Source organism: Sphingomonas sp. GM_Shp_1, from assembly GCF_026540895.1.
Lineage (GTDB): Bacteria > Pseudomonadota > Alphaproteobacteria > Sphingomonadales > Sphingomonadaceae > Sphingomonas.
Map to the genome: position 1 here is coordinate 1 of NZ_JALNUR010000024.1, position 21,719 is coordinate 21,719.

Sequence of the window (21,719 nt, forward strand, 5' to 3'; positions counted from 1 at the left end):
CCGCGCCCGCCACCAAGCCGGCCGCGGTGCGCCGCCCCGCGCCCAAGGCGGCTCCGGCCAAGAAGGCGGCAACGGCCACCAAGTGAACGTAGATCTTTTCGACTTCGCGCTGCCGCCCGAGCGGATCGCGCTTTATCCGGCCTCTCCGCGCGATTCGGCGCGGATGCTGGTCCTCGACGGCGACGCCACCCGCGATCAGCGGGTGAGCGACCTGCCGACCTGCCTCCGCCCCGGCGACCTGCTGGTGTTCAACGACACCCGCGTCATCCCCGCCCAGCTTGAGGGCGTCCGGGGCGAGGCGAAGATCGGCGCGACGCTGCACAAGCGCGAGGGCGCCCGCCGCTGGCGCGCCTTCATCCGCAACGCCAAGCGGTTGCGCTACGGCGACGTGATCGACTTCGGCGCGGGCGTCAGCGCCACCGCGCGCGACCGGGCCGAGGATGGCAGCTTCGCCCTCGACTTCGCCGGCGACGAGCCGGTCGAGCTGCTGCTGGAGCGGGCGGGCACCATGCCGCTGCCCCCCTATATCGCGCAGAAGCGTGGCATCACTGAGAAGGACGCCGACGACTATCAGACGATGTTCGCCAACGAGCCCGGCGCGGTCGCGGCCCCCACGGCGGCGTTGCACTTCACGCCGGAACTGCTCGCCGCGCTCGATGCCGCCGGGATCGAACATGCGACACTGACCCTGCATGTCGGCGCGGGCACCTTCCTGCCGGTCAAGGCCGAGGACACGGTCGATCACAAGATGCACGCCGAATGGGGCCGCATCGACGCCGCCACCGCCGACCGACTGAACGCCGTCAAGGCGCGCGGCGGCCGGGTGATCGCGGTCGGTACCACCTCGCTGCGCCTGATCGAAAGCGCCGCCGGAGAGGATGGCATGATCCGCCCGTTCGAGGGCGACACCGCGATCTTCATCACGCCGGGCTATCGCTTTCGCGGCATCGACGGGCTGATGACCAATTTCCACCTGCCGCGATCGACCCTGTTCATGCTGGTGTCCGCCTTGATGGGGCTGGAGCGGATGCAGGCCGCCTATGCCCATGCGATCGCCAACGCCTATCGCTTCTATTCTTACGGCGACGCCTCGCTACTGCTGCCGGAGCACGCGGCGTGATGCTGCTCGCGCTGCTGCTTCAGGTGACGCCCGGCGCAAACGAGACGGTGACCGTCACCGCCCGCCCCGCCCCCTTCGCGCAGACGCCCGCGACCATGGTGGTGGAGCCGGTGGCGATGATGATCGCCGCCTTCGACGCGGACGGCGACGGCAAGACCAGCCGAGAGGAGATGGAGGCGGGCGTCAAGCGCTCCTATGACCTGATCGACACCGCACACCAGGGATCGATCGGCTATCTCCAGTTCGCCGACTGGGCGGAACGCTGGCTGGGCGACCGCAACGCGCTGCCCAGCCCGTTCGATGTCGACAAGAACAGCGACGACCGGATCACGCTGCCCGAACTCCAGGCGCATTTCTCCCGCCTCTTCTCGCGCTTCGACCGCGACCATGACGGCGCGATCAGCCGTGCCGAGGCGTTGACCATCCGCACCATTCCCGCCGACGCCCATGGCCCCACCGGCCCGCTCGCGCCCCGAGACAAAAGAAAATGACCGCCCGCTTCTCCTTCGCCATCCACGCCACCGACGGGCGCGCCCGCACCGGCACCATCACCATGAAGCGCGGCGAAATCCGCACCCCCGCCTTCATGCCCGTCGGCACCGCCGCCACCGTCAAGGCGATGAAGCCCGGCGACGTTCGCGCAAGCGGCGCGGACATCATTTTAGGGAATACCTATCACCTGATGCTGCGCCCCGGCGCGGAGCGGGTGGACCGGCTGGGCGGGCTGCACGGCTTCATGGGCTGGGATCGGCCGATCCTGACCGACTCGGGCGGCTATCAGGTGATGAGCCTGGCCGAGCTGACCAAGCGGTCGGAGGACGGCGTGGCGTTCAAGAGCCATCTGGACGGCACCCGCCATCTGCTCAGCCCCGAACGCTCGATCGAGATTCAGCGCCTCCTCGGCAGCAACATCGTCATGGCGTTCGACGAGCTGGTCCCGACCACCTCGACCCGCGACGTGCAGGCGAGCGCCATGGAACGCTCGATGCGCTGGGCGAAGCGCAGCCGCGACGCCTTTAATGCGGGCGGCCAGCATGCCGAGGACAATGCGATCTTTGGTATCCAGCAGGGCGCGCTGGATGAGGGCTTTCGCAAGGCCTCGGCCGATGCGCTGATCGATATCGGCTTCGACGGCTATGCGATCGGCGGTCTGGCGGTCGGCGAGGGGCAGGAGGCGATGTTCGGCTGCCTCGACTTCGCACCGGGGCAGTTGCCGGTCGAGAAGCCGCGCTACCTGATGGGCGTGGGCAAGCCGACCGACATCGTCGGCGCGGTCGAGCGCGGGGTCGATATGTTCGACTGCGTGCTGCCGACCCGCTCGGGCCGCACCGGGCAGGCCTTTACGCGGCAGGGCCCGATCAACATCCGCAACGCCCGCTTCGCCGAGGATCAGGGGCCACTCGACCCCGCCTGTGGCTGCCCGGTCTGTGCGACCTGGAGCCGCGCCTATCTCCATCATTTGGTCCGCGCCGGGGAAATCCTGGGCGCGATGCTGATGACCGAGCATAATATATGGTTCTACCAGCAGATGATGGCCGATCTGCGCGCCGCGATTTCCGAAGGACGGCTGACGGCCTTTGCGGACGACTTCCGGGCGCGCTACGCTGCGGGACAGTAGGAGAGTAACCATGACCGATCACACCGAAGACGCCCCCAACGAGATCCTCGCCGCCGCCAAGGAGGCCAAGGAGCATGCCGTCGCCGCCGCCGAAGCGACCGCCGAGTCGATCAAGGAGCGGACGCGCAACTGGCCGCTGGGCAAGATCGGCCTGGGTGTCGGCATCGGTTCGGCCGCGGTCGCGGCGGCGGTGCTGTACGGCACCCGCAACAAGTCCAAGTAATCCGCATTCCATAAAGAGGGTTTTCATGCGCCTTTTCCGTGCCGCGCTTCTGCTCGGCGTCGCCGCCCTTCCCACGCTGGCCGGGGCGCAAACCGCGCCAAGCCCAAATGCAAAGGGCGCGCGCACGGAAAGCGTGAAGCCCATCGCCTTCACCACGCGCACCCTGCCCAACGGCCTGCGCGTCTATGCCATTCGCGATACCGCGACGCCCAATGTCTCGGTCCAGGTCTGGTACGATGTCGGGTCGAAGGACGATCCCAAGGGCCGCTCGGGCTTTGCCCACATGTTCGAGCATCTGATGTTCAAGGCGACGCGCAATCTCGTCCCCGAACAGATGGATCGCCTGACCGAGGATGTCGGCGGCTATAACAACGCCTCCACCGCCGACGACTATACCAATTATTTCGAGGTGGTGCCCGCCAACCACCTGCAACGCCTGCTCTTCGCCGAGGCGGACCGCATGGCCGCGCTGGTGGTCGAGCCCAAGAGCTTCGCCAGCGAACGCGACGTGGTGAAGGAGGAACTGCGCCAGCGCACCCTGGCCCAGCCCTATGGCAAGCTCTTCTCCATCTATTACCCCAAGCTCGCCTATTCGGTGCACCCCTATGCCCGCCCCGGCATCGGCAGCCTGAAGGAACTGGAATCGGCGGGGATCGATGACGTCCGCGCCTTCCACGCCACCTATTACCGGCCCGACAATGCGGTGCTGGTCGTCGCGGGCAATTTCGACCCCGCCCAGTTGGACCGCTGGGTCGACCAGTATTTCGCGACCATCAAGCGTCCCGCCAATCCGATTCCGCGCGTGACCGTGCAGGAGCCCAAGCGGACCGAGGCGGTCACGCGCAGCGTCTATGAGGCGAATGTCCCGCTTCCCGCCGTCCTGATCAGCTATCATATCCCGCCGGAGCGCAGCGCGGATACGCCCGCGCTGATGGTGCTGAACGCGATCCTGTCGGCGGGCGAAAGCTCGCGGCTGTACGAGGATCTGGTCTATCGCGACCAGCTCGCCCAGTCCGCCGCGACCTTCCTCGACACCAAGCAATCGACCGGCAATTTCGTCGCCTATGCGATGATGGCGGGCGGCAAGCCGGTCGCCGAGGGCGAGGCGGCGCTGAAGAAGGAGATCGCGCGGCTGCGTGACGCGCCGGTCTCCGCCGCCGAACTGGCCGAGGCGAAGAACGAGTTGCTGACCGCCGCGCTCAAGCAGCGCGAAACCGCCGAGGGCAAGGCCAACCTGATCGCCAACAGCGTCATCGTCGATGGCGACCCAACCGCCGCCGACCGCCAGATCGCCGCTGTCCAGACGGTCACCGCCGCCGATGTGCAGCGCGTGGCGCGCGCCTATCTGCAGGACAGCCAGAGCGCGACCATCCGCTACCTGCCCGAATCGGACCGCCCCGCGAATGTGCGCCTGATGCCGATCGAGATCGCACCGACGGTCCAGACGGCGGCGCTCACCCCGCCCGCCGATATCGCGGTCGTCATCCCTGCGCCCGAGGGTCAGCGCATCCTGCCCCCCGCCCCCGGCGCTCCGATCGCTCCCACCTTGCCGCAACCGGTGGTCGCCACCCTGTCCAACGGCCTGCGCGTCGTGACGGTCGAGCGGCATGACCTGCCGCTGGTCACCGCCTCGCTGGTCGCATTGGGCGGCGCTGCCACCGATCCGGCAGGCAAGGCGGGGGCGAGCAGCCTGTCCGCCGAGTTGATGACCAAGGGGACGCGGACCCGCTCCGCCACCGAGATCGCCCGCGCGGTCGAAAGCCTGGGCGGATCGATCGCCAGCAGCGCGACCGATGATGGGGCCAGCATCGACCTGACCGTCCCATCGGCCCAGGCGGACACGGCGATGACCATCCTGGCCGATGTCGCCACCCAGCCCGCCTTTGCACAGGATGAGATCGACCGCGCACGGACCCAGTCGATCGACAGCCTGAACGTCGCGATGAAGAACCCCGCGCAGCTTTCGGCGATGGTTGCGGACCGTGTGGTCTATGGCGCGCGCGCCTATGGCCAGCCGCTGTCGGGCACGCCCAACTCGCTGAAGGCCCTGACCCGCGCCGACCTGACCGCCGCCTATGCCCGAAGCTGGAAGCCCGGACAGGCGACCCTGCTGCTCGTCGGCGACGTCACCCCCGCCCAGGCGCGGACGCTGGCCGAGCGTCATCTAGGGGCATGGCGTGTGGCGGGTGCGACGGCGGTAGCGGCCAAGCCCGCCGAGCCGGCCTTCCCCGCGCCGCGCGTCATCGTCGTCGACATGCCCGATGCCGGACAGGCAGGCGTGGTCGTCGCGCGCTCCGGCATCCGCCGCGCCGATGACCGCTACTACCCGCTGGCGGTCGCCAATACGGTGCTGGGCGGCGGCTTCTCCTCGCGGCTAAACCAGGAAATCCGTATCAAGCGCGGGCTAGCTTATGGCGCGGGCAGTTCGGTGGCGACCGGTCGCGATATCGGCCTGATCTCCGCCCGGACCCAGACCAAGAACCCGTCGGCCGCCGAAGTGGTCGGGCTGATCGATGCCGAGATGACGAAGCTGGGCACCGCCCCCGTGCCCCAGGACGAACTGGCGACGCGCCAGGCGGTGCTGGTCGGTGGTTTCGGCCGCACGATCGAGACGACGGACGGGATCGCCGACATCCTGGCCAGCTACACGCTTCAGGGCGTGCCGCTGGACGAGCTCAGCCGCTACATCCCGCGCGTGCAGGCGGTCGATTCGGCGGCGGTCCAGTCCGCCTCCGCCGCGCTGCTCGATCCCAACGCAGCGAGCATCGTCGTGGTCGGCGACGCCAAGCAGTTCCTGCCGGCGCTGAAGTCCGCGCATCCGCAGGTCGAGGTGATCCCGGCGGACGCGGTCAACCTCGACACCCCGAAGCTTCGCTGAAATCGGGGCTTCCGCGCGGATCGGCACATGGCCCAAAACCATGCGCGACCCCGGCGGAGGCCCAGGTCGCGTCAGGATGGGATTTCGGGTCCGGCCGCGCCGCCTCCATTCCTCCCCTGCAAGGGGAGGGGGACCAGCGAAGCTGGTGGAGGGGTGCCACCGCCCGCGAGGAAGGTCCTCTCTCTCCAACGGCGACACCCCTCCGTCAGGCCTTCGGCCTGCCACCTCCCCTTCCAGGGGAGGAATGGAATGAATGTCGGTCGCCCCTACATTGGACCGACATTCATTCCGCGTCTTCTTCCCTCTCCCCTGGACAGGCGAGAGGGTTAGCGGAGCTTGGGTGAGGGGTTGAGCGAGCCGCAGGCTCGCGCGCTCGCCGTCGCGAGCGCTCACCCCTCACCCAGCTCCGACTAAGCCTTTGCTTCGCAAAGCCTAAGTCTGCGCAACCCTCTCCCCTCTATGAGGGGCGAGGGAAGGGGAGCGGCTCGAATGTCGATCGGGCCTGGCAACATGCGAACGGCAGGGCCACGACGCCTACCACGCTATGCGAAATCCTTAACACTCTCGGCTATAGCAGGCCGAACGATCCAGGTTCGGCAAGGAAATCCACGCGTTGCGGGTGGCGAGGCAGACGGTAAGGCGAATGGTGCAGGTCTGGCTGGCATTGCTTGGCCTGATGCTGACCTTCGGCCTGGTGCTGGCGGCGCGGGGCGCATGGCGACGGTCGGCGTCGCAGACGGTGGCGGCCGCTTCGCGCCCTCCCGCCCCGGCACCGGTCGCTCGGGCTGACCCAGCCGCCGATGCGCTGCCCGCGATCGACGGCAGTACCGGCACGGTCGCCCTGCCCGCCTTGCCCATTCCGCCGGGCGCAGTCCTGACCGACAGCGGCGTCACCGCCGCCCGTCCTTTCCTCTGGGGCCCGGCCAATGCGATCGACCGTGCGCGCGCGATGCAGTGCCTGACCGCCGCCATCTATTACGAAGCCAATGGCGAAAGCATCGACGGCCAGCGCGCGGTAGCGCAGGTGGTGCTGAACCGCGCCCGCCATCCCGCCTTTCCGGGCACGGTCTGCGGCGTCGTCTATCAGGGGGTGGAACGGGCGCATTGCCAGTTCAGCTTCGTCTGCGACGGCGCCCTGTCGCGTGCCCCCGCCGTCTTCGGCTGGGCGCGGGCGGCGCGGATCGCGGCATCGGCCTTGTCGGGCGGCGTCTTCGCCCCGGTCGGGCTCGCCACCCATTACCACAGCTTCGCGGTCGCCCCGCCCTGGAACCGGGCGATGGTGATGACCGATATGGTCGGCGCGCATCTTTTCCATCGATGGAAGGGATATTGGGGCACCGCGGCGGTGATGACTCGGGCCTATCGTGGCGGGGAGGTGCTGCCCAGCCTGCCGGTGCCGGGTGGGACGCCGGCGGACGCGAGCGAGATGCCGGTCGCCAATGCCTTGCCCGTTCCACCGCCGCCGACCGCCTCCACCAGTCCCCTGCCGTCCCCCGCCCCGCGCGACACGCGGAACGCGCCACCGCCGGTATCGGCGAGTGGCGCGGTCATCAGCGAGCGGCTGGCCCGGTCGGGCGAGATACTCGACAAGTGGAAGGACAGCGGCCGCCCCATCGAACGGCCGGACGGACCGCGCCCGGCAACACCCGGCGCGGCCCCCGTCACCGATCAGCGACGATAACTGCGGTCGTTCTTCTCGAACCGGACCTGACGGGTCAGCACCGCATAGCGACGGTCGAGGTCGTTACGCTCCGACGCGCTCAGCCCGCCACCCGAACGGCGATAGCGATATTCGAGCTGGCTCAGATCGCGCAACTGCGTGCGCAGACGCACCGCCTCGCGCCGGTTCAGCGCGCCCGAGCGGATGCCCTGATCGATCCGCGACTGAAGCTGGCCCTGCCGCTGGGCGATCGGGGTCCAGCGTTGCGCATCGGCGACCGACGGAACCGCGATCGTGGCGAACCCCAAGCCTGCGAGAATCATGGCCTTCATGACGTTACTCCCATTACAAAGCGGGCGAATACTGGCCCGATCCCCTATATGGGGAGGGATGATCGCAAAGCTGTCCCAGACACCTGACGATTCTGTCATCAAGTGTCGCAACCCGTGACGCTTCGTTCATCTTCGCATCGACCGCGCGGGATCGATCGCCGTCCCGGTACGCCCCCTCCCCAAGGAGAGGGCGTCGGCAACGGCCTTCTCGTCCGGCTATGCGGACACGGTGTCATCGTCAGCGGCAGCGGACATTGTTCCGCTCGATCGCCCGTCCGGCCAGTGCGCCGCCAGCGGCACCGAGCAGCGTGCCCAGCGTCTGCGAGCCGCCCGAGGTGATCGCGGCGCCCAGCGCACCGCCCGCGATGCCGCCGACGATCAGGCCGGTGGTGCCGTCGTTGCGGCGGCAATAATAGCGACCGTCCTGACCGACATAGACGCGGTCGTTGCGGCTCAACCGCCGTTCGCGATAGCGTTGGTTGTCGACATAATAACGGTCGGCATAATAGCCGCCATAAGCGGGATCGGGACGGTTATAGTCATAGGCGTAGCGCGGGCCGCCATAACCGCCGCCGCCATAGGTCGAACAGCCCGAAACCAGGGTCGCGGCCGCCACCAGGCCGAGTGTCAGTGCACGCATCGCATCCTCCCTTATGAGTGATGCGGGGGAATCGTTTCGAGCGCGGAAAAGTTGCGATGTGTTAGGGGGCGCTGGTGGCGGTAGGGCATGCCTGCCTTGGCAGGCTGTCGAAGGGGCCCAAGGAAATCCGCCAGAACGCAACCCAATCCTCCCCGGCACGGGGAGGTGGCAGGCCGAAGGCCTGACGGAGGGGGGCTTCCACACAGGGTGTCCCTTGCCGAAAGCCCCCTCCACCATGCTGCGCATGGTCACCCTCCCCGTGCCGGGGAGGATCGTTATTCGGCCGCCTGCACCTGGCCCTTGTCGAGCAACGGTTTCAGATATTTCCCCGTGAAGCTGCGCGGTTCCGCCGCGACCACTTCGGGCGTCCCGACCGCGACGATCTCGCCGCCCTTCACGCCGCCTTCCGGGCCCAGATCGACGATCCAGTCGGCGGTCTTGATGACGTCGAGATTATGCTCGATCACCACCACCGTATTGCCCTGCTCGACCAGCGCATGGAGCACTTCGAGCAATTTGCGCACATCCTCGAAATGCAGCCCCGTGGTCGGCTCGTCGAGGATGTAGAGCGTGTTGCCCGTCGCCCGGCGCGAGAGTTCCTTGGCCAGCTTCACCCGCTGCGCCTCGCCGCCCGACAGGGTCGTCGCCTGCTGACCGACCTTGACGTAACCGAGTCCCACCTCGACCAGCATCGCCATCTTGTCGCGGATCGGCGGCACCGCCTGGAAGAATTCGGCGGCGTCCTCGACCGTCATGTCGAGCACGTCGGCAATGGAGTGGCCCTTGAACTTAACCTCCAGCGTCTCGCGATTGTAGCGCGCGCCGTGGCACACGTCGCAGGTCACATAGACATCGGGCAGGAAGTGCATCTCGATCTTGAGCACGCCGTCGCCTTGGCACGCCTCGCACCGGCCGCCCTTCACGTTGAAGCTGAACCGGCCGGGCTTGTACCCACGCGCCTGCGCCTCGGGCAGCCCCGCGAACCAGTCGCGGATCTGGGTGAAGGCGCCGGTATAGGTCGCCGGGTTCGAGCGCGGCGTGCGGCCGATCGGCGACTGGTCGATATCGATCACCTTGTCGAGATGCTCCAGCCCGGTGATCTTCTCATGCTTGCCCGCCAATATGCGCGCGCCGTTCAGCGTCCGCGCGGCGGCGGCATAGAGGGTGTCGATGGTGAAGCTGGACTTGCCCGATCCCGACACGCCGGTGATGCAGGTGAAGGTGCCGAGCGGGATGCTGGCGGTCACGCCCTGCAGGTTGTTGGCGGTCGCCTTGTGCACGGTCAGCTTCTTGCCCGAACCCTTGCGGCGCTTGGCCGGGACCGCGATCTCACGGGTGCCGTTCAGGTAATCGGCGGTCACGCTGGTCTTGGACTTGAGCAACTGCTTCAGCGTCCCGTGCGCGACGATCTGGCCGCCATGCACACCCGCGCCCGGCCCCATGTCGATGACATAGTCGGCGGTGCGGATCGCATCCTCGTCATGCTCGACCACCAGCACGGTGTTGCCTAGGTCGCGCAACCGCCGCAGCGTCGCCAGCAGCATGTCGTTGTCGCGCTGGTGCAGGCCGATGGACGGCTCGTCGAGCACATAGAGCACGCCCGATAGCCCCGAACCGATCTGCGACGCCAGCCGAATCCGCTGGCTCTCGCCACCCGACAGCGTGCCGCTGGTCCGGTCGAGATTGAGGTAATCGAGCCCGACATTGTTCAGGAAGCCCAGCCGCTCGACGATCTCCTTCAGGATCGGCTGCGCGATGGCGCGCTGCTGGTCGGTCAGATGCTCCGGCAGGCCGGTGAAGAAGGCCAGCGCATCGACCACCGACAAATGGGTGGCGTAGCTGATGTCCTGCATCGCGATCTTCACCGCCAGCGCTTCAGGCTTCAGCCGCGCGCCGTGGCAGACTTCGCAGGGTTGCGAGGACTGATAGTTGGACAGTTCCTCGCGCATCCAGGCGCTCTCGGTCTGGAGCATCCGGCGGTTGAGATTGCCGATCACGCCCTCGAACGGCTTCTTCACATCGTAGGACTTCTTGCCGTCGATGAAGGTCAGCGTGACCGCCTTGCCCTTCGTCCCGTACAGGATGGCGTCGCGGACCTTCTCGTCCAGATCCTTCCACGGCGTCTCCAGCGAGAAACCGAATTCGCGCGCCAGGCTGCCCAGCACCTGCATATAATAGGGGCTGGGCGGGTTGGACTTGGCCCAGGGCACGACCGCGCCCTTCTTGATCGACAGTTCGTGATTGGGGACGACCAGGTCTTCGTCGAAGATCAGTTTTTCGCCCAGCCCGTCACAGCCCGGGCACGCCCCCTGCGGCGCGTTGAAGGAGAAGAGGCGTGGTTCGACCTCCGAGATGGTGAAACCGCTGATCGGGCAGGCGAACTTCTCCGAAAAGACGATCCGGCCTTCGGGGGCGTTGTTGCCCAGCACGACCGACTTGGGCGTGGCGGGCTCGACCGGATCGGCAGGGTCGACATAGGCGAGGCCATCGGCCAGCTTCAGCGCGGTCTCGAAACTGTCGGCTAGGCGCGTCGCGATGTCCTCGCGCACCACCAGGCGGTCGACCACCACCTCGATATCGTGCTTGAACTTCTTGTCGAGCGCCGGGGCCTCGTCGATCTCGTACAATTCGCCGTCGATGCGGACGCGGGTGAAGCCCGCCTTCTGCCACTCGGCCATTTCCTTGCGATATTCGCCCTTGCGGCCACGCACCACGGGGGCGAGCAGGTAGAGGCGTGTGCCCTCGGGCAGCGTCATCACCCGGTCGACCATCTGGCTGACCGTCTGCGCCGCGATCGGCTCGCCGGTGGCGGGCGAATAGGGAATGCCGACGCGCGCCCAGAGCAGGCGCATATAGTCGTAGATTTCGGTGACCGTCGCCACGGTCGATCGCGGATTGCGGCTGGTCGTCTTCTGCTCGATCGAGATGGCGGGCGACAGCCCCTCGATATGATCGACGTCCGGCTTCTGCATCATCTCCAGGAACTGGCGCGCATAGGCCGACAGCGACTCGACGTAACGCCGCTGCCCCTCGGCATAGATGGTGTCGAACGCCAGCGAAGACTTGCCCGAGCCCGACAGGCCGGTGATCACCGTCAGCGTGTCACGGGGAATGTCGATATCGACATCCTTGAGATTATGCTCGCGCGCGCCGCGGACGGAAATCTTGGTCAGCATGGGGCTAGTTCTACTTCTGTTCCGGGAGGAATGCCAGAGGGGAGATAGGAAAGGGGGTGGCGTATTTCGAGGGGGACAGGCTTGCGGGAACGCGGGAGATGCGCGCATGATCCCACCCGATAACCGTTCGAGGGGGAGTAGTTTCCAACGTGTCGAAGAGCTTGCACCTGACCGCCCTGTTGCTGCTGGCCGCCAGCGCCGCCTCCCCCGCCTTGGCGCAAAAGGCCGAGAAGACCGAGACCAAGACGACCACGACCGAAAAGAAGGACGACGATAGCAAGCGCCCGCCGCTCCCCGACGACAAGACGATCACGCAAAGCGCGCGGATCGGCGGTCGGGTGATCACCTACAAGGCGACCATCGGCAAGATCGCGGTGCGCGACGACAAGGGCAAGGAAATCGGCCAGGTCGTCTACACCGCCTATACCGTGCCCGGCGGCGATGTACGGCGGCCCGTTACCTTCGCCTTCAACGGCGGGCCGGGCGCGGCGTCGGTCTATCTGAACCTGGGCGCGGTCGGCCCCAAGCGCGTCCAGTTCGGCGCACAGGGCGATGCGCCGTCCGACGCACCGATCACCAGTGACAATGCCAATAGCTGGCTGGACTTCACCGACCTGGTCTTCATCGACCCCATCGGCACCGGCTTCAGCCGCAGCCTGGTGGACGAGGCGGAAACCAAAAAGGCTTTCTACGCCAACGATCCGGACATCAAATATCTGTCGAAGGTCGTCTATGACTGGCTGGTCAAGGAAGGCCGGTTGCGCTCGCCCAAATATATCATGGGCGAAAGCTATGGCGGTTACCGGGCACCGCGCATCGCCTATGAACTTCAATCGCAGATCGGCGTCGGGGTGAACGGGCTGGTGATGGTATCGCCCTATCTCGACCCCGCCTCGGGCGACGATGCGACCGCGCTGTCGCCCCTGCCCTGGATGATCGACCTTCCCTCGATGGCCGCGGCGCAACTGGAGCGACAGGGCAAGCTGACTCCGACCGCGATGGCAGAGGTCGAGGCCTATGCGCGTGGCGATTACTTGCGCGACCTGATGCGCGGGCGGTCGGACACCCAGGCGGTCGACCGGATCGTGACACGGGTGACCGAGTTGACCGGGCTCGACCCTGCACTGGTCCGCAAGCTGGGCGGGCGGGTCGATACGCGGACCTATCTGCGCGAGATCCACCGCAACGATTCGACCATCGGCAGCATCTACGATTCCAACGTCACCGCCTTCGACCCCTTCCCCTGGTCGTCGCAGCAGCGCTCCAACGACCCGCTGCTCGACTCGCTGATCGCGCCGACGACCAGCGCGATGGTGGACTTCGTGACGCGCGAAGTGGGGTGGAAGACCGACGCCCGCTATCACGCGCTGTCCTATGAGGTGAACAGCGCCTGGGATCGCGGCAAGCCCGACGACACCCCCGTCACCGACCTGCGCAAGGCGATCGCCAACGATCCCAAGATGAAGGTGATGATCGTCCATGGCTGGGACGACCTGTCCTGCCCCTATTTCGCCTCGCGCCTGATCGTCGACCAGATGCCCAGCTATGGCGTGGCGCAGCGGGTGCAACTGAACGTCTATCCGGGCGGGCACATGTTCTACAGCCGGTCGGACAGCGGCGCGGCGTTCCGGCGGGATGCGATGGCGATGTATGGGGGGTGAGGACTTCTCCGTTTCGACGTCAGCCCGCACCTCCGTTCGTGCTGAGCGAAGTCGAAGCATACGCCCCGCCGCCTGATCCTTGGCGAAGGGATTCCCTTGGCCTTCGACTTCGCTCAGGCCGAACGGCGGCGAGTATGATGAGCCCGCTAGCGTCCCGCCTCGCGCCACGCTAGACGCCCAACCGTATACGAAATGGAGTGAGGCGAATGGCAGGGATGATCGGCGGATCGACGGCGGAATGCGAACTGGCGAGCCTGTCGCCCTGGGCGAATCCCGCCCCCGTCATCACCGCCGAGGAGCGCACCCGCCGGATGGACCGCGCGCGAGAACTGACGGGGCTGATGGGCGCCGACGCGATCCTGATCGGTGCCGGCGCAAGCCTGCGTTACTTCACCGGCGTCGCCTGGGGTGCGACCGAACGGCTGGTCGCGATGCTGCTGCCCGTCCAGGGCGATCCGATCTTCATCTGCCCGGCCTTCGAGCTCGGCTCGTTCGAGGCGAGTCTGTCCGTCCCCGCCACCGACATCCGGCTGTGGGAAGAGGATGAAAGCCCCTCCGCGCTTGTCGCGCAGGCGCTGAACGGCGCGAAGACGCTGGCCATCGACCCGGCGCTCGCCTTCCTGTTCGTCGACCGCATCCGCGCCGCCGCGCCGGGCGTGGCGCTGGTCAGCGGCGCGCCCGCGGTCGATGGCTGCCGCTCGATCAAGTCGCCCGCCGAGATCTCGCTGATGCAACAGGCGATGGACATGACGCTGGAGGTCCATCGTCGCGCCGCGCGCATCCTGCATGAGGGCATTCGCGCATCGGAGGTGATCCGCTTCATCGACCAAGCGCACCGCGCGCTGGGCGCGTCGACCGGCAATTATTTCTGCGCGGTCCAGTTCGGTCGCTCGACGGCGTTCCCGCATGGCCTGCCGCAGGACGATGTGCTGCGCGAGGGCGATGTGGTGCTGGTCGATACCGGCACGCTGATCGACGGCTATCATAGCGACATCACCCGCACCTATGCCTTCGGCGAGGTCGGCGACGAGGTCCGCCGCATCTGGGACATCGAGAAGCAGGCCCAGGCCGCCGCCTTCGCCGCCGTGCGTCCGGGGGAGCCGTGCGAGGCGGTGGACTATGCCGCGCGCGCGGTCCTCGAACGCTCCGGCCTCGGTCCCGACTACCGCCTGCCCGGCCTGCCGCACCGCACCGGGCATGGCATCGGCCTGTCGATCCACGAGCCCGCCTATCTGGTGCGCGGCGACAAAACCCCGCTGACACCGGGCATGTGCTTCTCCAACGAACCGATGATCGTGGTGCCGGAGCGTTTCGGTGTGCGGCTGGAGGATCACTTCTACGTCACCGAGACGGGTGCGGCCTGGTTCACCGAACCCCAGCCCGCCATCGACGATCTGGGGTGAAGGGTGGGCTTGGCGAAGGCCGGGGCAACAGGTTCACGCGAAGCCGCGATGACGCGAAGACATTTTGCTCGCGCGGAGACGCGGAGGCGCGGAGATGACGGCCCGCGCGGCCGCGCTTTGGAATCGTCAACGGACCGCTGTTCAGGGCGGATCGCCATTCATCCCATTCCTCCCCTGCAAGGGGAGGAATACAGGGAGGGCCGCTGACGCGGCGAGCCTGCCCCTCCGCGTCTCCGCGTCACCGCGCGAACCCTATTTTCCTTCGCGGCTTCGCGTCTTCGCGTGAACAATCACTTCAAACCACGGTGAACCCCGCCCAGAATGGGTCCTCACGGTCGATCCAGATCGTATTGAAACCCGTAGCGATCGCCGAGCCCTGGATCGACGGCACGATCGCCGCCTGACCACCCAGTTCCGTCTCCGCCTCGACCCGGCCGATGAAGCGGCTGCGGATATAGCTTTCATGGACGAAGCGGTCGCCGACCTTCAACCGTCCCTTGGCCGCCAGATGGGCGAGGCGCGCCGAGGTGCCGGTGCCACACGGGGAACGGTCGATGGCCCGCTCGCCATAGAAGACCGCGTTACGCCCATCGGCATCCTCCGCCGAGGGCTTGTCCGCCCACAGCACATGGCTGACCCCCCGGATGGAGGGTTCGAGCGGGTGGACCGGCTCGAACTGTTCGCGCACCAGTTCGCGGATCGTGCGGCTGAGTTCGACCAGCTTCGACGCGCCCAGATCGTCCAGCCCGGTATAGGCCCCCTGCGGCTCGACAATGGCATAGTAGTTGCCGCCATAGGCGACATCCAGCGTTAGCGGCCCGAAGCCCGGCACGTCGATCCGGATGCCCTCCGCCGCCAGATAGGCGGGGACGTTGCGGATGCGGACCGCCGTGACCTTCGCCCCTTCCTTCTCATATTCGATATGGATGGTGCCCGCGGGCACCTCGACCTTCAGCTTGCCGGGCTCGCGCGGGGTGATCAGGCCATGTTCCAGGCCGAAGGTGATCATGCCGATGGTGCCATGGCCGCACATGGGCAGGCAGCCGCTCGTCTCGATGAACAGGATCGCGGCATCGCTGTCGGGCTCGCAGGGCGGATAGAGGAAGCCGCCCGACATCATGTCATGTCCGCGCGGCTCGAAGCAGAGCCCGGTGCGAATCCAGTCGAACCGCTCCAGAAAGTCCAGCCGCCGCTCCGCCATGCTGGCCCCGCGCAACAGCGGCGCGCCGCCCGCCACCAGCCGGACCGGATTGCCCGCCGTATGGCCGTCGATGCAGAAAAAGGTGTGGCGGATTGTGGGTGACGTCATCGGGATTCCCTTGCTAGGAAATCCGTATACGATATGACCCGCCTTATGCCCAAGCCGGAAAATAGCATGTCGTCCTCGGATCATCGCAGCGCCATCGTCGTGGGTGGCGGGGTGGTGGGGACGACCACTGCGCTGGCGCTCCAGCGCAAAGGCTGGATGGTGACGCTGATCGAGGCGGAGGACTCGCCCCGCGCCGCCTCCTGGGGCAATGCGGGCCATATCGCGACCGAACAGGCCGAGCCGATCGCCTCGCCCGCGATGGTGCGTGGGTTTGCCAAGCCGCTGTTCTTCCGCGGCGGCGCGCTAGCCCTGCCGCCGCGCGAGATCGCGACCTGGCTACCCTTCTCGCTGCGCCTGTTGAAGGCCGCGCGGCCCGCCCGTTACGAGCGCGCGCATCAGGCACTGGCGGGATTGCTGGCGCACGCGATGCCCGCCTGGGAGCGGCATGTCGCCGCGCTCGGCGCGCCCGAACTGCTGCGCCCGGACGGCCATGTCGTGCTGTGGGAAAGCCCGGATAGCGCCGCACGGGGGCTGGCGAACTGGCAGGCGGCGGACACCGGCACCGCGCGCTTTCGCCCGCTGACCGAGGCGGAGTTGCAGGACTGGCGCACCCGCATCCGCAGTCCCGTTGCGGGCGGCATCCGCTTCGAGGGCAGCGGCCAGATCGCCGACCCGACGCGACTGGCGGAGACGGCGACCGCGCGCTTCGTGGCGGATGGCGGCATCCGCATCATCGCCCGCGTCGAGGCGGTCGGCGACGGCGAGGTCCGCCTATCGGACAACCGCCGCCTGGCCGCCGCGCAAATCGTCGTGACGGCCGGCGTGGCGAGCGCCGCGCTGCTCCGCCCCTTCGGCCTGAAGGCCCCGATCATCGCCGAGCGCGGCTATCACCTCCAGACCGGACCCGAGGTCGACTGGCCCGCCGACCTGCCGCCGGTGGTGTTCGAGGACCGCTCGATGATCGTCACCCGCTTTGCCGGGGGTCTGCGCGCCGCCAGCATCGTCGAGTTCGCCCGCGCCGAAGCGAAGCCCGACCCCGCCAAATGGAACCGCCTGCGCCACCATATCGCCGCGCTGGGCCTGCCGATCGGCGAGGACGCGAAGCCCTGGATGGGCGCGCGGCCTACTTTGCCCGATTACCTGCCCGCGATCGGGCGAGTACCGGGGACGCGGGGGGTATCCTATGCGTTCGGGCACAACCATCTGGGCCTGACGCTGGCGCCGATTACGGGTGAATTGGTGTCGGGGATGCTGGATGGCGAGACAGTCGCGGTGCCGATGGAGCCGTTCGCGCTGGAACGGTTCGTCTAAGCGCCATTTGCGCGGTGTCTGGCCGCCGTCGGGCGATTCCAACGGCGGCCGATCACCAGCAGAATGACAGGCGTGATGTAGAACCATCCCGCCATCGCACCCCAAAGGGAGACACCCTCCATCGTGCTATCCGGCCCGATGGGGATGGCGGTCGCAATCCAGACGGCCGCCACAAGCCGGAAGAGCCACAGCGTGATCGTCGAAGGCTTGCGGATCATCCCGAAAGAATGTCATCAGCTGGCGGCGTGGTCCAGCCCTTCGGGCCGTATCCACGCCATTTCCGGTGAAAGGCGGGTGTGGTGACGCGGCTCCTGTTGCTTGTGATGCAAACGGCAACCGTCATTCTGACTACGCCCGTGGTCGCGGCGACGGCGAACACGTCCTCCTGCATGGCGGGCAAGCGGGCGGCGCTCGTCAAAGGGCATTTTACCGGGCCGCTCTTATGCTCCGGCAAGGCCGTGTCATTCGTGAAGATCGGTCGCGTAGAGCAAGGCCGTTTTGCCCTCTACGACTATCGCTACCGATACCGGCCCATAGGGGCGAACGTCATGCACGGTGGCCAGCGGATCATCCTATTCCGCAACGGCATCTATGCTGGACAATATGTGTTGTCGCCCCCACCCTACACCATCGTGACCGTGAAGGGTTCGACGGTCATTATGCACAGTCCCGATGGATCGCCGGACGCCGTGTTGAATTTCGCCGATGGGCCACCTCGAAATATTCTGGTCGGGGGCGACTCCGTCCGTTTCACTCTCTGACGGATAGAGGCGGACGGGCGGGATGTCGAAACGGCATCCGCTCCTCCCCCCTCGACAACGCGTCCCCATGCGCTATCGATAACCACCATCGACGTCGGGGGACGGCACCGGGTCCGTGCAGATCAAGCGGCTTCGCATTTCGGGTTTCAAGAGCTTCGTCGATCCGGCCGATCTGGTCATCGAGCCGGGGCTGACCGGTGTTGTCGGGCCCAATGGCTGCGGCAAGTCGAACCTGCTCGAAGCACTGCGCTGGACCATGGGCGAAAATAGTGCGCGGTCGATGCGCGGCGCGGGGATGGAAGACGTCATCTTCGCGGGCACCGCCACCCGCCCGCCGCGCGACTTCGCCGAGGTCACCATCCTGGCCGAGCGCGACGGGAACGAGACCGAGATTGTTCGCCGGATCGAGCGGGGCGCTGGCTCGGCCTATCGCATCGACGGGCGCGACGTGCGGGCCAAGGACGTGGCCCTCCTCTTCGCCGATGCCGCGACCGGCGCGCACTCCCCTGCTCTGGTCAGCCAGAACCGGATCGGCGCGGTCATCGCCGCCAAGCCCGCCGAGCGCCGCGCCATGCTGGAGGAAGCCGCCGGAATCGCGGGACTGCATGTCCGCCGCCGTGACGCCGAGTCGAAGCTGCGCGCGACCGAAGCGAACCTGACCCGGCTGGACGAAGCCATCGCCGATCAGGACGCGCGCATCGCGACCCTGCGGCGACAGGCGCGCGCGGCGGAGCGCTATCGCCTGATCTCCGACCAGATTCGGGTGGCCGAGGCGCGGATGATCTTCGCCCGCTGGCGCGACGCGGCGGCAGCGGCGACCCTCGCCAAGACCGAGGCCGAGGCCGCCGAGCGTCAGGTGACCGACGCCACCACCGCCGAACGCGCCGCCGCCAAGGCACAGGAACAGTCGGTCGCGCGGGCCGCCAGGGCGCGGGCCGCCTCTCTGACCGCACGCGATGCGCTGAGCGAAGCGGGCCATGCGCTGTCCCGCGCGCGCGACCGCCGCCACGGCCTGCAACGCCGGATCGAGGAACTGGCCGCCGCGCGTACCCGCATCGATCAGGACCGCGCGCGCGAGGATGCGCTGGCGCACGACGCCGCCGCCGCGATCCAGCGACTGGCCCAGGAACGCGAGGATCTGGACGCGCGCATCGCCCATGCGGTGCAGGCGATGCCCCGGCTCGACGCGCTGCTGGCCGAGGCGGAAACGAAGAATCGCGATGCCGAGGTGGCACTGGCCCGCGCGCTGTCCGCGCAAGCCGCCGAGGCGGCCGAACGCCGGATCGCCGAAGCGGCGCTTACCGCCGCGCGAACCCGCCATGCCCGGGCGGAACGCGATTCGCGGGGCGTCGCCTCCGCCATCGACGCGTTGCCCGACATGGCGGAACAGGAGGCGGCGCGAGACGCCGCCATCGCGACCCAAGCCGCCGCCAAGCGCGATGCCGACAAGGCGCAGGCCGCACTGGGCTGGGCCGAGGAAAGCGAGTCGACCGCCTCGACCGAGCGCGACACGGCCGAGGCGACCCGCGCCCGCGCCATCGCCGCGCTCGCCGCGCTGGATGCCGAGATCGCAACGCTGATTCGTGTGACCGAGCGCAAGAGCGGCGACCGACTGCTCGACGAGGTGCAGGCCGAACCCGGTTACGAACGCGCGCTGGCTGCCGCGCTAGGCGACGAACTGGAAACGCCGCTGATCGATTGGCATGGATCGCCGATCCTGCCCGACGATCCGCCGCCGCCGGTGGGTACGCTCCGGCTGGGCGAGCGGATCACCGCGCCCCCTGCCCTGGCCCGGCGACTGTCGCAGATATTCTTGGTCGAGGTGGATTCGGGCCAGCAGCTCAGCGTCGGCCAGCGGATCGTCACGCGCGAAGGCCGGCTGCGGCGCTGGGACGGCTATATCGGCGAGGGCGGCGGCGCAGCGGCGGCCGAGCGGATGGAGCGGCGCAACCGGCTGGCCGCGTTGGAGGCCGAGCGCCCGGCGGCCGAGGCGGCGGTCCAGGCCGCGACGGAGGCGCGTGCGGTGATCGAGGAGCGCATCGCGCGCGCGCGCGCCGCCGCCGCCAGCGCACGGACGCTCCACGCCACCGCCGTCACCTCCTTGCGCGATGCCCAACGCGCCGAGGACCGGGCGCAGGCGATGATCGAACGGCTGTCCGCCCAGCGCGCCGACCTGGCCGCGCGCGCCGAGCGCATGGCCGCCGAGACGGACGAGGCGCGGGCCGAATGCGAACGCGCCGAGGCGGCGTTGGCCGACCTGCCCGACGGCTCGGCGAGTGCGGCGGAGACGGCGCGGCTCCAGACCGAGACGCAACTGGCGCGTTCGGCGGTGGCGCTCGCCCGGTCGGAGCGGACGACGCTGGAACGCAGCCTGGCGCAGACCCGCGATCGACGGGACGCCGCGATGGTCGAGGCCGAAAGCTGGGACCAGCGCGCCGGGCAAGCGGCAGGGCGGATCGCCGAGATGGACGCGCGCGCCGCGACGCTGGAACGCGACGCCGCCGCGCTCGCCGACCGTCCCGCGCAGCTCGCGGAGGAGATCGCCACCCTCGCCGCCGCGCATGACAGCGCCAAGGCCGACGCGGAGCGGACGCAAGCAGAGGAAGCCGAGGCCGAACATGCGCTGCGCGCCGCCGAGGCTGCCCATGCCGGGGCCAATGCCTTGTTGTCGACAGCGCGGGAGGCGCGCGCCGGGGCGCTGGCGCGAGTCGAGAATCACGAACTCCGCCGGGTGGAGCTGGGCCGCGTATCGGGCGAGCGTTTCGCCTGCCCCGCCCCGGTGCTGCCCGAAAGGCTGGGTTTCGAGAGTGCGGGCGTCGGCTCGCCCCAGGCGGAGGCCGCCGCGCATGACAAGCTGTCCGCAGACCGCGAGCGGATCGGGCCGGTCAATCTCGTCGCCGAACAGGAACTGGCCGAACTGGAGGCGAGCGGCGCGGCCAATGCCGCCGAGCGCGAGGATCTGGTGCAGGCGGTGGCGCGGTTGCGCGGCTCGATCGGGCTGCTCAACCGCGAGGGGCGGCAAAGGCTGCTCGCGGCGTTCGAGGCGGTGAACGGCCATTTCCAGACGCTGTTCGCGACATTGTTCGACGGCGGCTCGGCGCATCTGGCGCTGATCGATTCGGACGATCCGCTGGAGGCGGGGCTGGAGATCATGGCGCAGCCGCCGGGCAAAAGGCTCCAGTCGCTGACCCTGTTGTCGGGGGGCGAACAGGCGCTGACGGCGGTGGCGCTGATCTTCGGCCTGTTCCTGACCAGCCCCGCGCCGATCTGCGTGCTGGACGAGGTCGACGCGCCGCTGGACGACGCCAATATCGACCGCTTCTGCGGACTGCTGGAGCGCATGGCGCGCGAGACGGACACGCGGTATCTGATCGTCACCCACAATGCCGTGACGATGAGCCGGATGCACCGGCTGTTCGGCGTGACGATGATCGAACGCGGGGTCAGCAGGCTGGTCTCGGTGGATTTGCAGGCGGCGGAGACGTTGCTGGCGGCGGAATAGCGTTTCGGGCAATCTTTCGTGACCGCCCCGGCGAAGGCCGGGGTCCAGTGGCAGTGCGCTATGGAGGGCGAGGTGCATTGGCCTCCCACGCATCGCTCGGCGCGCTATCGGCGTGGCGGAACCTG

The 21,719-nt window shown here is 68.0% G+C and carries 16 protein-coding genes; 11 read left to right on the forward strand and 5 right to left on the reverse strand.

Going from position 1 to position 21,719, the window contains the following annotated elements:
- Positions 1 to 82 precede the first annotated feature (82 nt).
- From queA to OXQ33_RS12525, 6 genes are all read left to right on the forward strand, one after another.
- Positions 83 to 1,120: a tRNA preQ1(34) S-adenosylmethionine ribosyltransferase-isomerase QueA gene (gene queA / locus OXQ33_RS12500; RefSeq protein ID WP_267435024.1), complete on the forward strand. Its 1,038-nt coding sequence runs from the start codon at positions 83 to 85 to the stop codon at positions 1,118 to 1,120.
- Positions 1,120 to 1,611 (forward strand): EF-hand domain-containing protein, encoded by a 492-nt coding sequence (locus OXQ33_RS12505; protein WP_276040139.1) that lies wholly within the window; start codon positions 1,120 to 1,122, stop codon positions 1,609 to 1,611. The genes queA and OXQ33_RS12505 overlap by 1 nt, the downstream gene beginning before the upstream one ends.
- On the forward strand, positions 1,608 to 2,738 hold the full coding sequence (gene tgt, locus OXQ33_RS12510) for a tRNA guanosine(34) transglycosylase Tgt (protein WP_267435026.1): 1,131 nt from the start codon (positions 1,608 to 1,610) through the stop codon (positions 2,736 to 2,738). Before OXQ33_RS12505 ends, tgt begins: the two co-directional genes overlap by 4 nt.
- A 10-nt stretch (positions 2,739 to 2,748) precedes the next feature.
- Positions 2,749 to 2,961: a hypothetical protein gene (locus OXQ33_RS12515; protein ID WP_267435027.1), complete on the forward strand. Its 213-nt coding sequence runs from the start codon at positions 2,749 to 2,751 to the stop codon at positions 2,959 to 2,961.
- A 25-nt stretch (positions 2,962 to 2,986) separates the two neighbouring features.
- Positions 2,987 to 5,839 (forward strand): pitrilysin family protein, encoded by a 2,853-nt coding sequence (locus OXQ33_RS12520; RefSeq protein ID WP_267435028.1) that lies wholly within the window; start codon positions 2,987 to 2,989, stop codon positions 5,837 to 5,839.
- Positions 5,840 to 6,482: 643 nt separating this feature from the next.
- Positions 6,483 to 7,520, forward strand: a complete 1,038-nt coding sequence (locus OXQ33_RS12525; RefSeq protein ID WP_267435029.1) for a cell wall hydrolase — start codon at positions 6,483 to 6,485, stop codon at positions 7,518 to 7,520.
- On the opposite strand, the gene OXQ33_RS12530 is transcribed toward OXQ33_RS12525, so the two are convergent.
- From OXQ33_RS12530 to uvrA, 3 genes are all read right to left on the reverse strand, one after another.
- Positions 7,508 to 7,831: a hypothetical protein gene (locus OXQ33_RS12530; RefSeq protein WP_267435030.1), complete on the reverse strand. Its 324-nt coding sequence runs from the start codon at positions 7,829 to 7,831 to the stop codon at positions 7,508 to 7,510. The two genes, OXQ33_RS12525 and OXQ33_RS12530, sit on opposite strands and share 13 nt — an antisense overlap.
- A gap of 238 nt (positions 7,832 to 8,069) precedes the next feature.
- Positions 8,070 to 8,471 (reverse strand): glycine zipper 2TM domain-containing protein, encoded by a 402-nt coding sequence (locus tag OXQ33_RS12535; protein WP_267435031.1) that lies wholly within the window; start codon positions 8,469 to 8,471, stop codon positions 8,070 to 8,072.
- 275 nt (positions 8,472 to 8,746) lie between these two features.
- Positions 8,747 to 11,647 carry an excinuclease ABC subunit UvrA gene (gene uvrA, locus OXQ33_RS12540; RefSeq protein WP_267435032.1) on the reverse strand — a complete coding sequence of 967 codons (2,901 nt, stop codon included), beginning with the start codon at positions 11,645 to 11,647 and terminating at the stop codon, positions 8,747 to 8,749.
- Between the two features lie 149 nt (positions 11,648 to 11,796).
- Here uvrA and OXQ33_RS12545 point away from each other — a divergent pair, with 149 nt between their 5' ends.
- A complete protein-coding gene (locus tag OXQ33_RS12545; protein WP_267435033.1) occupies positions 11,797 to 13,308 on the forward strand; it encodes a peptidase S10 in 1,512 nt (503 codons plus the stop codon).
- Between the two features lie 206 nt (positions 13,309 to 13,514).
- A complete protein-coding gene (locus OXQ33_RS12550) occupies positions 13,515 to 14,711 on the forward strand; it encodes a Xaa-Pro peptidase family protein (RefSeq protein WP_267435034.1) in 1,197 nt (398 codons plus the stop codon).
- A 295-nt stretch (positions 14,712 to 15,006) separates the two neighbouring features.
- Here the strand turns inward: OXQ33_RS12550 and OXQ33_RS12555 are convergent, their stop codons facing one another.
- Positions 15,007 to 16,020, reverse strand: a complete 1,014-nt coding sequence (locus tag OXQ33_RS12555) for a 4-hydroxyproline epimerase (RefSeq protein WP_267435035.1) — start codon at positions 16,018 to 16,020, stop codon at positions 15,007 to 15,009.
- A gap of 33 nt (positions 16,021 to 16,053) precedes the next feature.
- Between OXQ33_RS12555 and OXQ33_RS12560 the strand changes: the two genes are divergently transcribed.
- Entirely contained in the window at positions 16,054 to 17,331 is a 1,278-nt protein-coding gene (locus OXQ33_RS12560) for an FAD-binding oxidoreductase (protein ID WP_267435036.1), read from the forward strand.
- Here the strand turns inward: OXQ33_RS12560 and OXQ33_RS12565 are convergent.
- Positions 17,328 to 17,549 carry a hypothetical protein gene (locus tag OXQ33_RS12565; RefSeq protein ID WP_267435038.1) on the reverse strand — a complete coding sequence of 74 codons (222 nt, stop codon included), beginning with the start codon at positions 17,547 to 17,549 and terminating at the stop codon, positions 17,328 to 17,330. The two genes, OXQ33_RS12560 and OXQ33_RS12565, sit on opposite strands and share 4 nt — an antisense overlap.
- Before the next feature lie 81 nt (positions 17,550 to 17,630).
- Between OXQ33_RS12565 and OXQ33_RS12570 the strand changes: the two genes are divergently transcribed.
- Together OXQ33_RS12570 and OXQ33_RS12575 are read left to right on the forward strand one after the other, a co-directional pair.
- The gene (locus OXQ33_RS12570) at positions 17,631 to 18,092 is read left to right on the forward strand and encodes a hypothetical protein (protein ID WP_267435039.1); all 462 of its coding nucleotides are present in this window, start codon (positions 17,631 to 17,633) and stop codon (positions 18,090 to 18,092) included.
- A 115-nt stretch (positions 18,093 to 18,207) separates the two neighbouring features.
- Positions 18,208 to 21,594, forward strand: coding sequence for an AAA family ATPase (locus tag OXQ33_RS12575; RefSeq protein WP_267435040.1), 3,387 nt, complete (start codon positions 18,208 to 18,210; stop codon positions 21,592 to 21,594).
- The last annotated feature ends 125 nt before the right edge of the window (positions 21,595 to 21,719 follow it).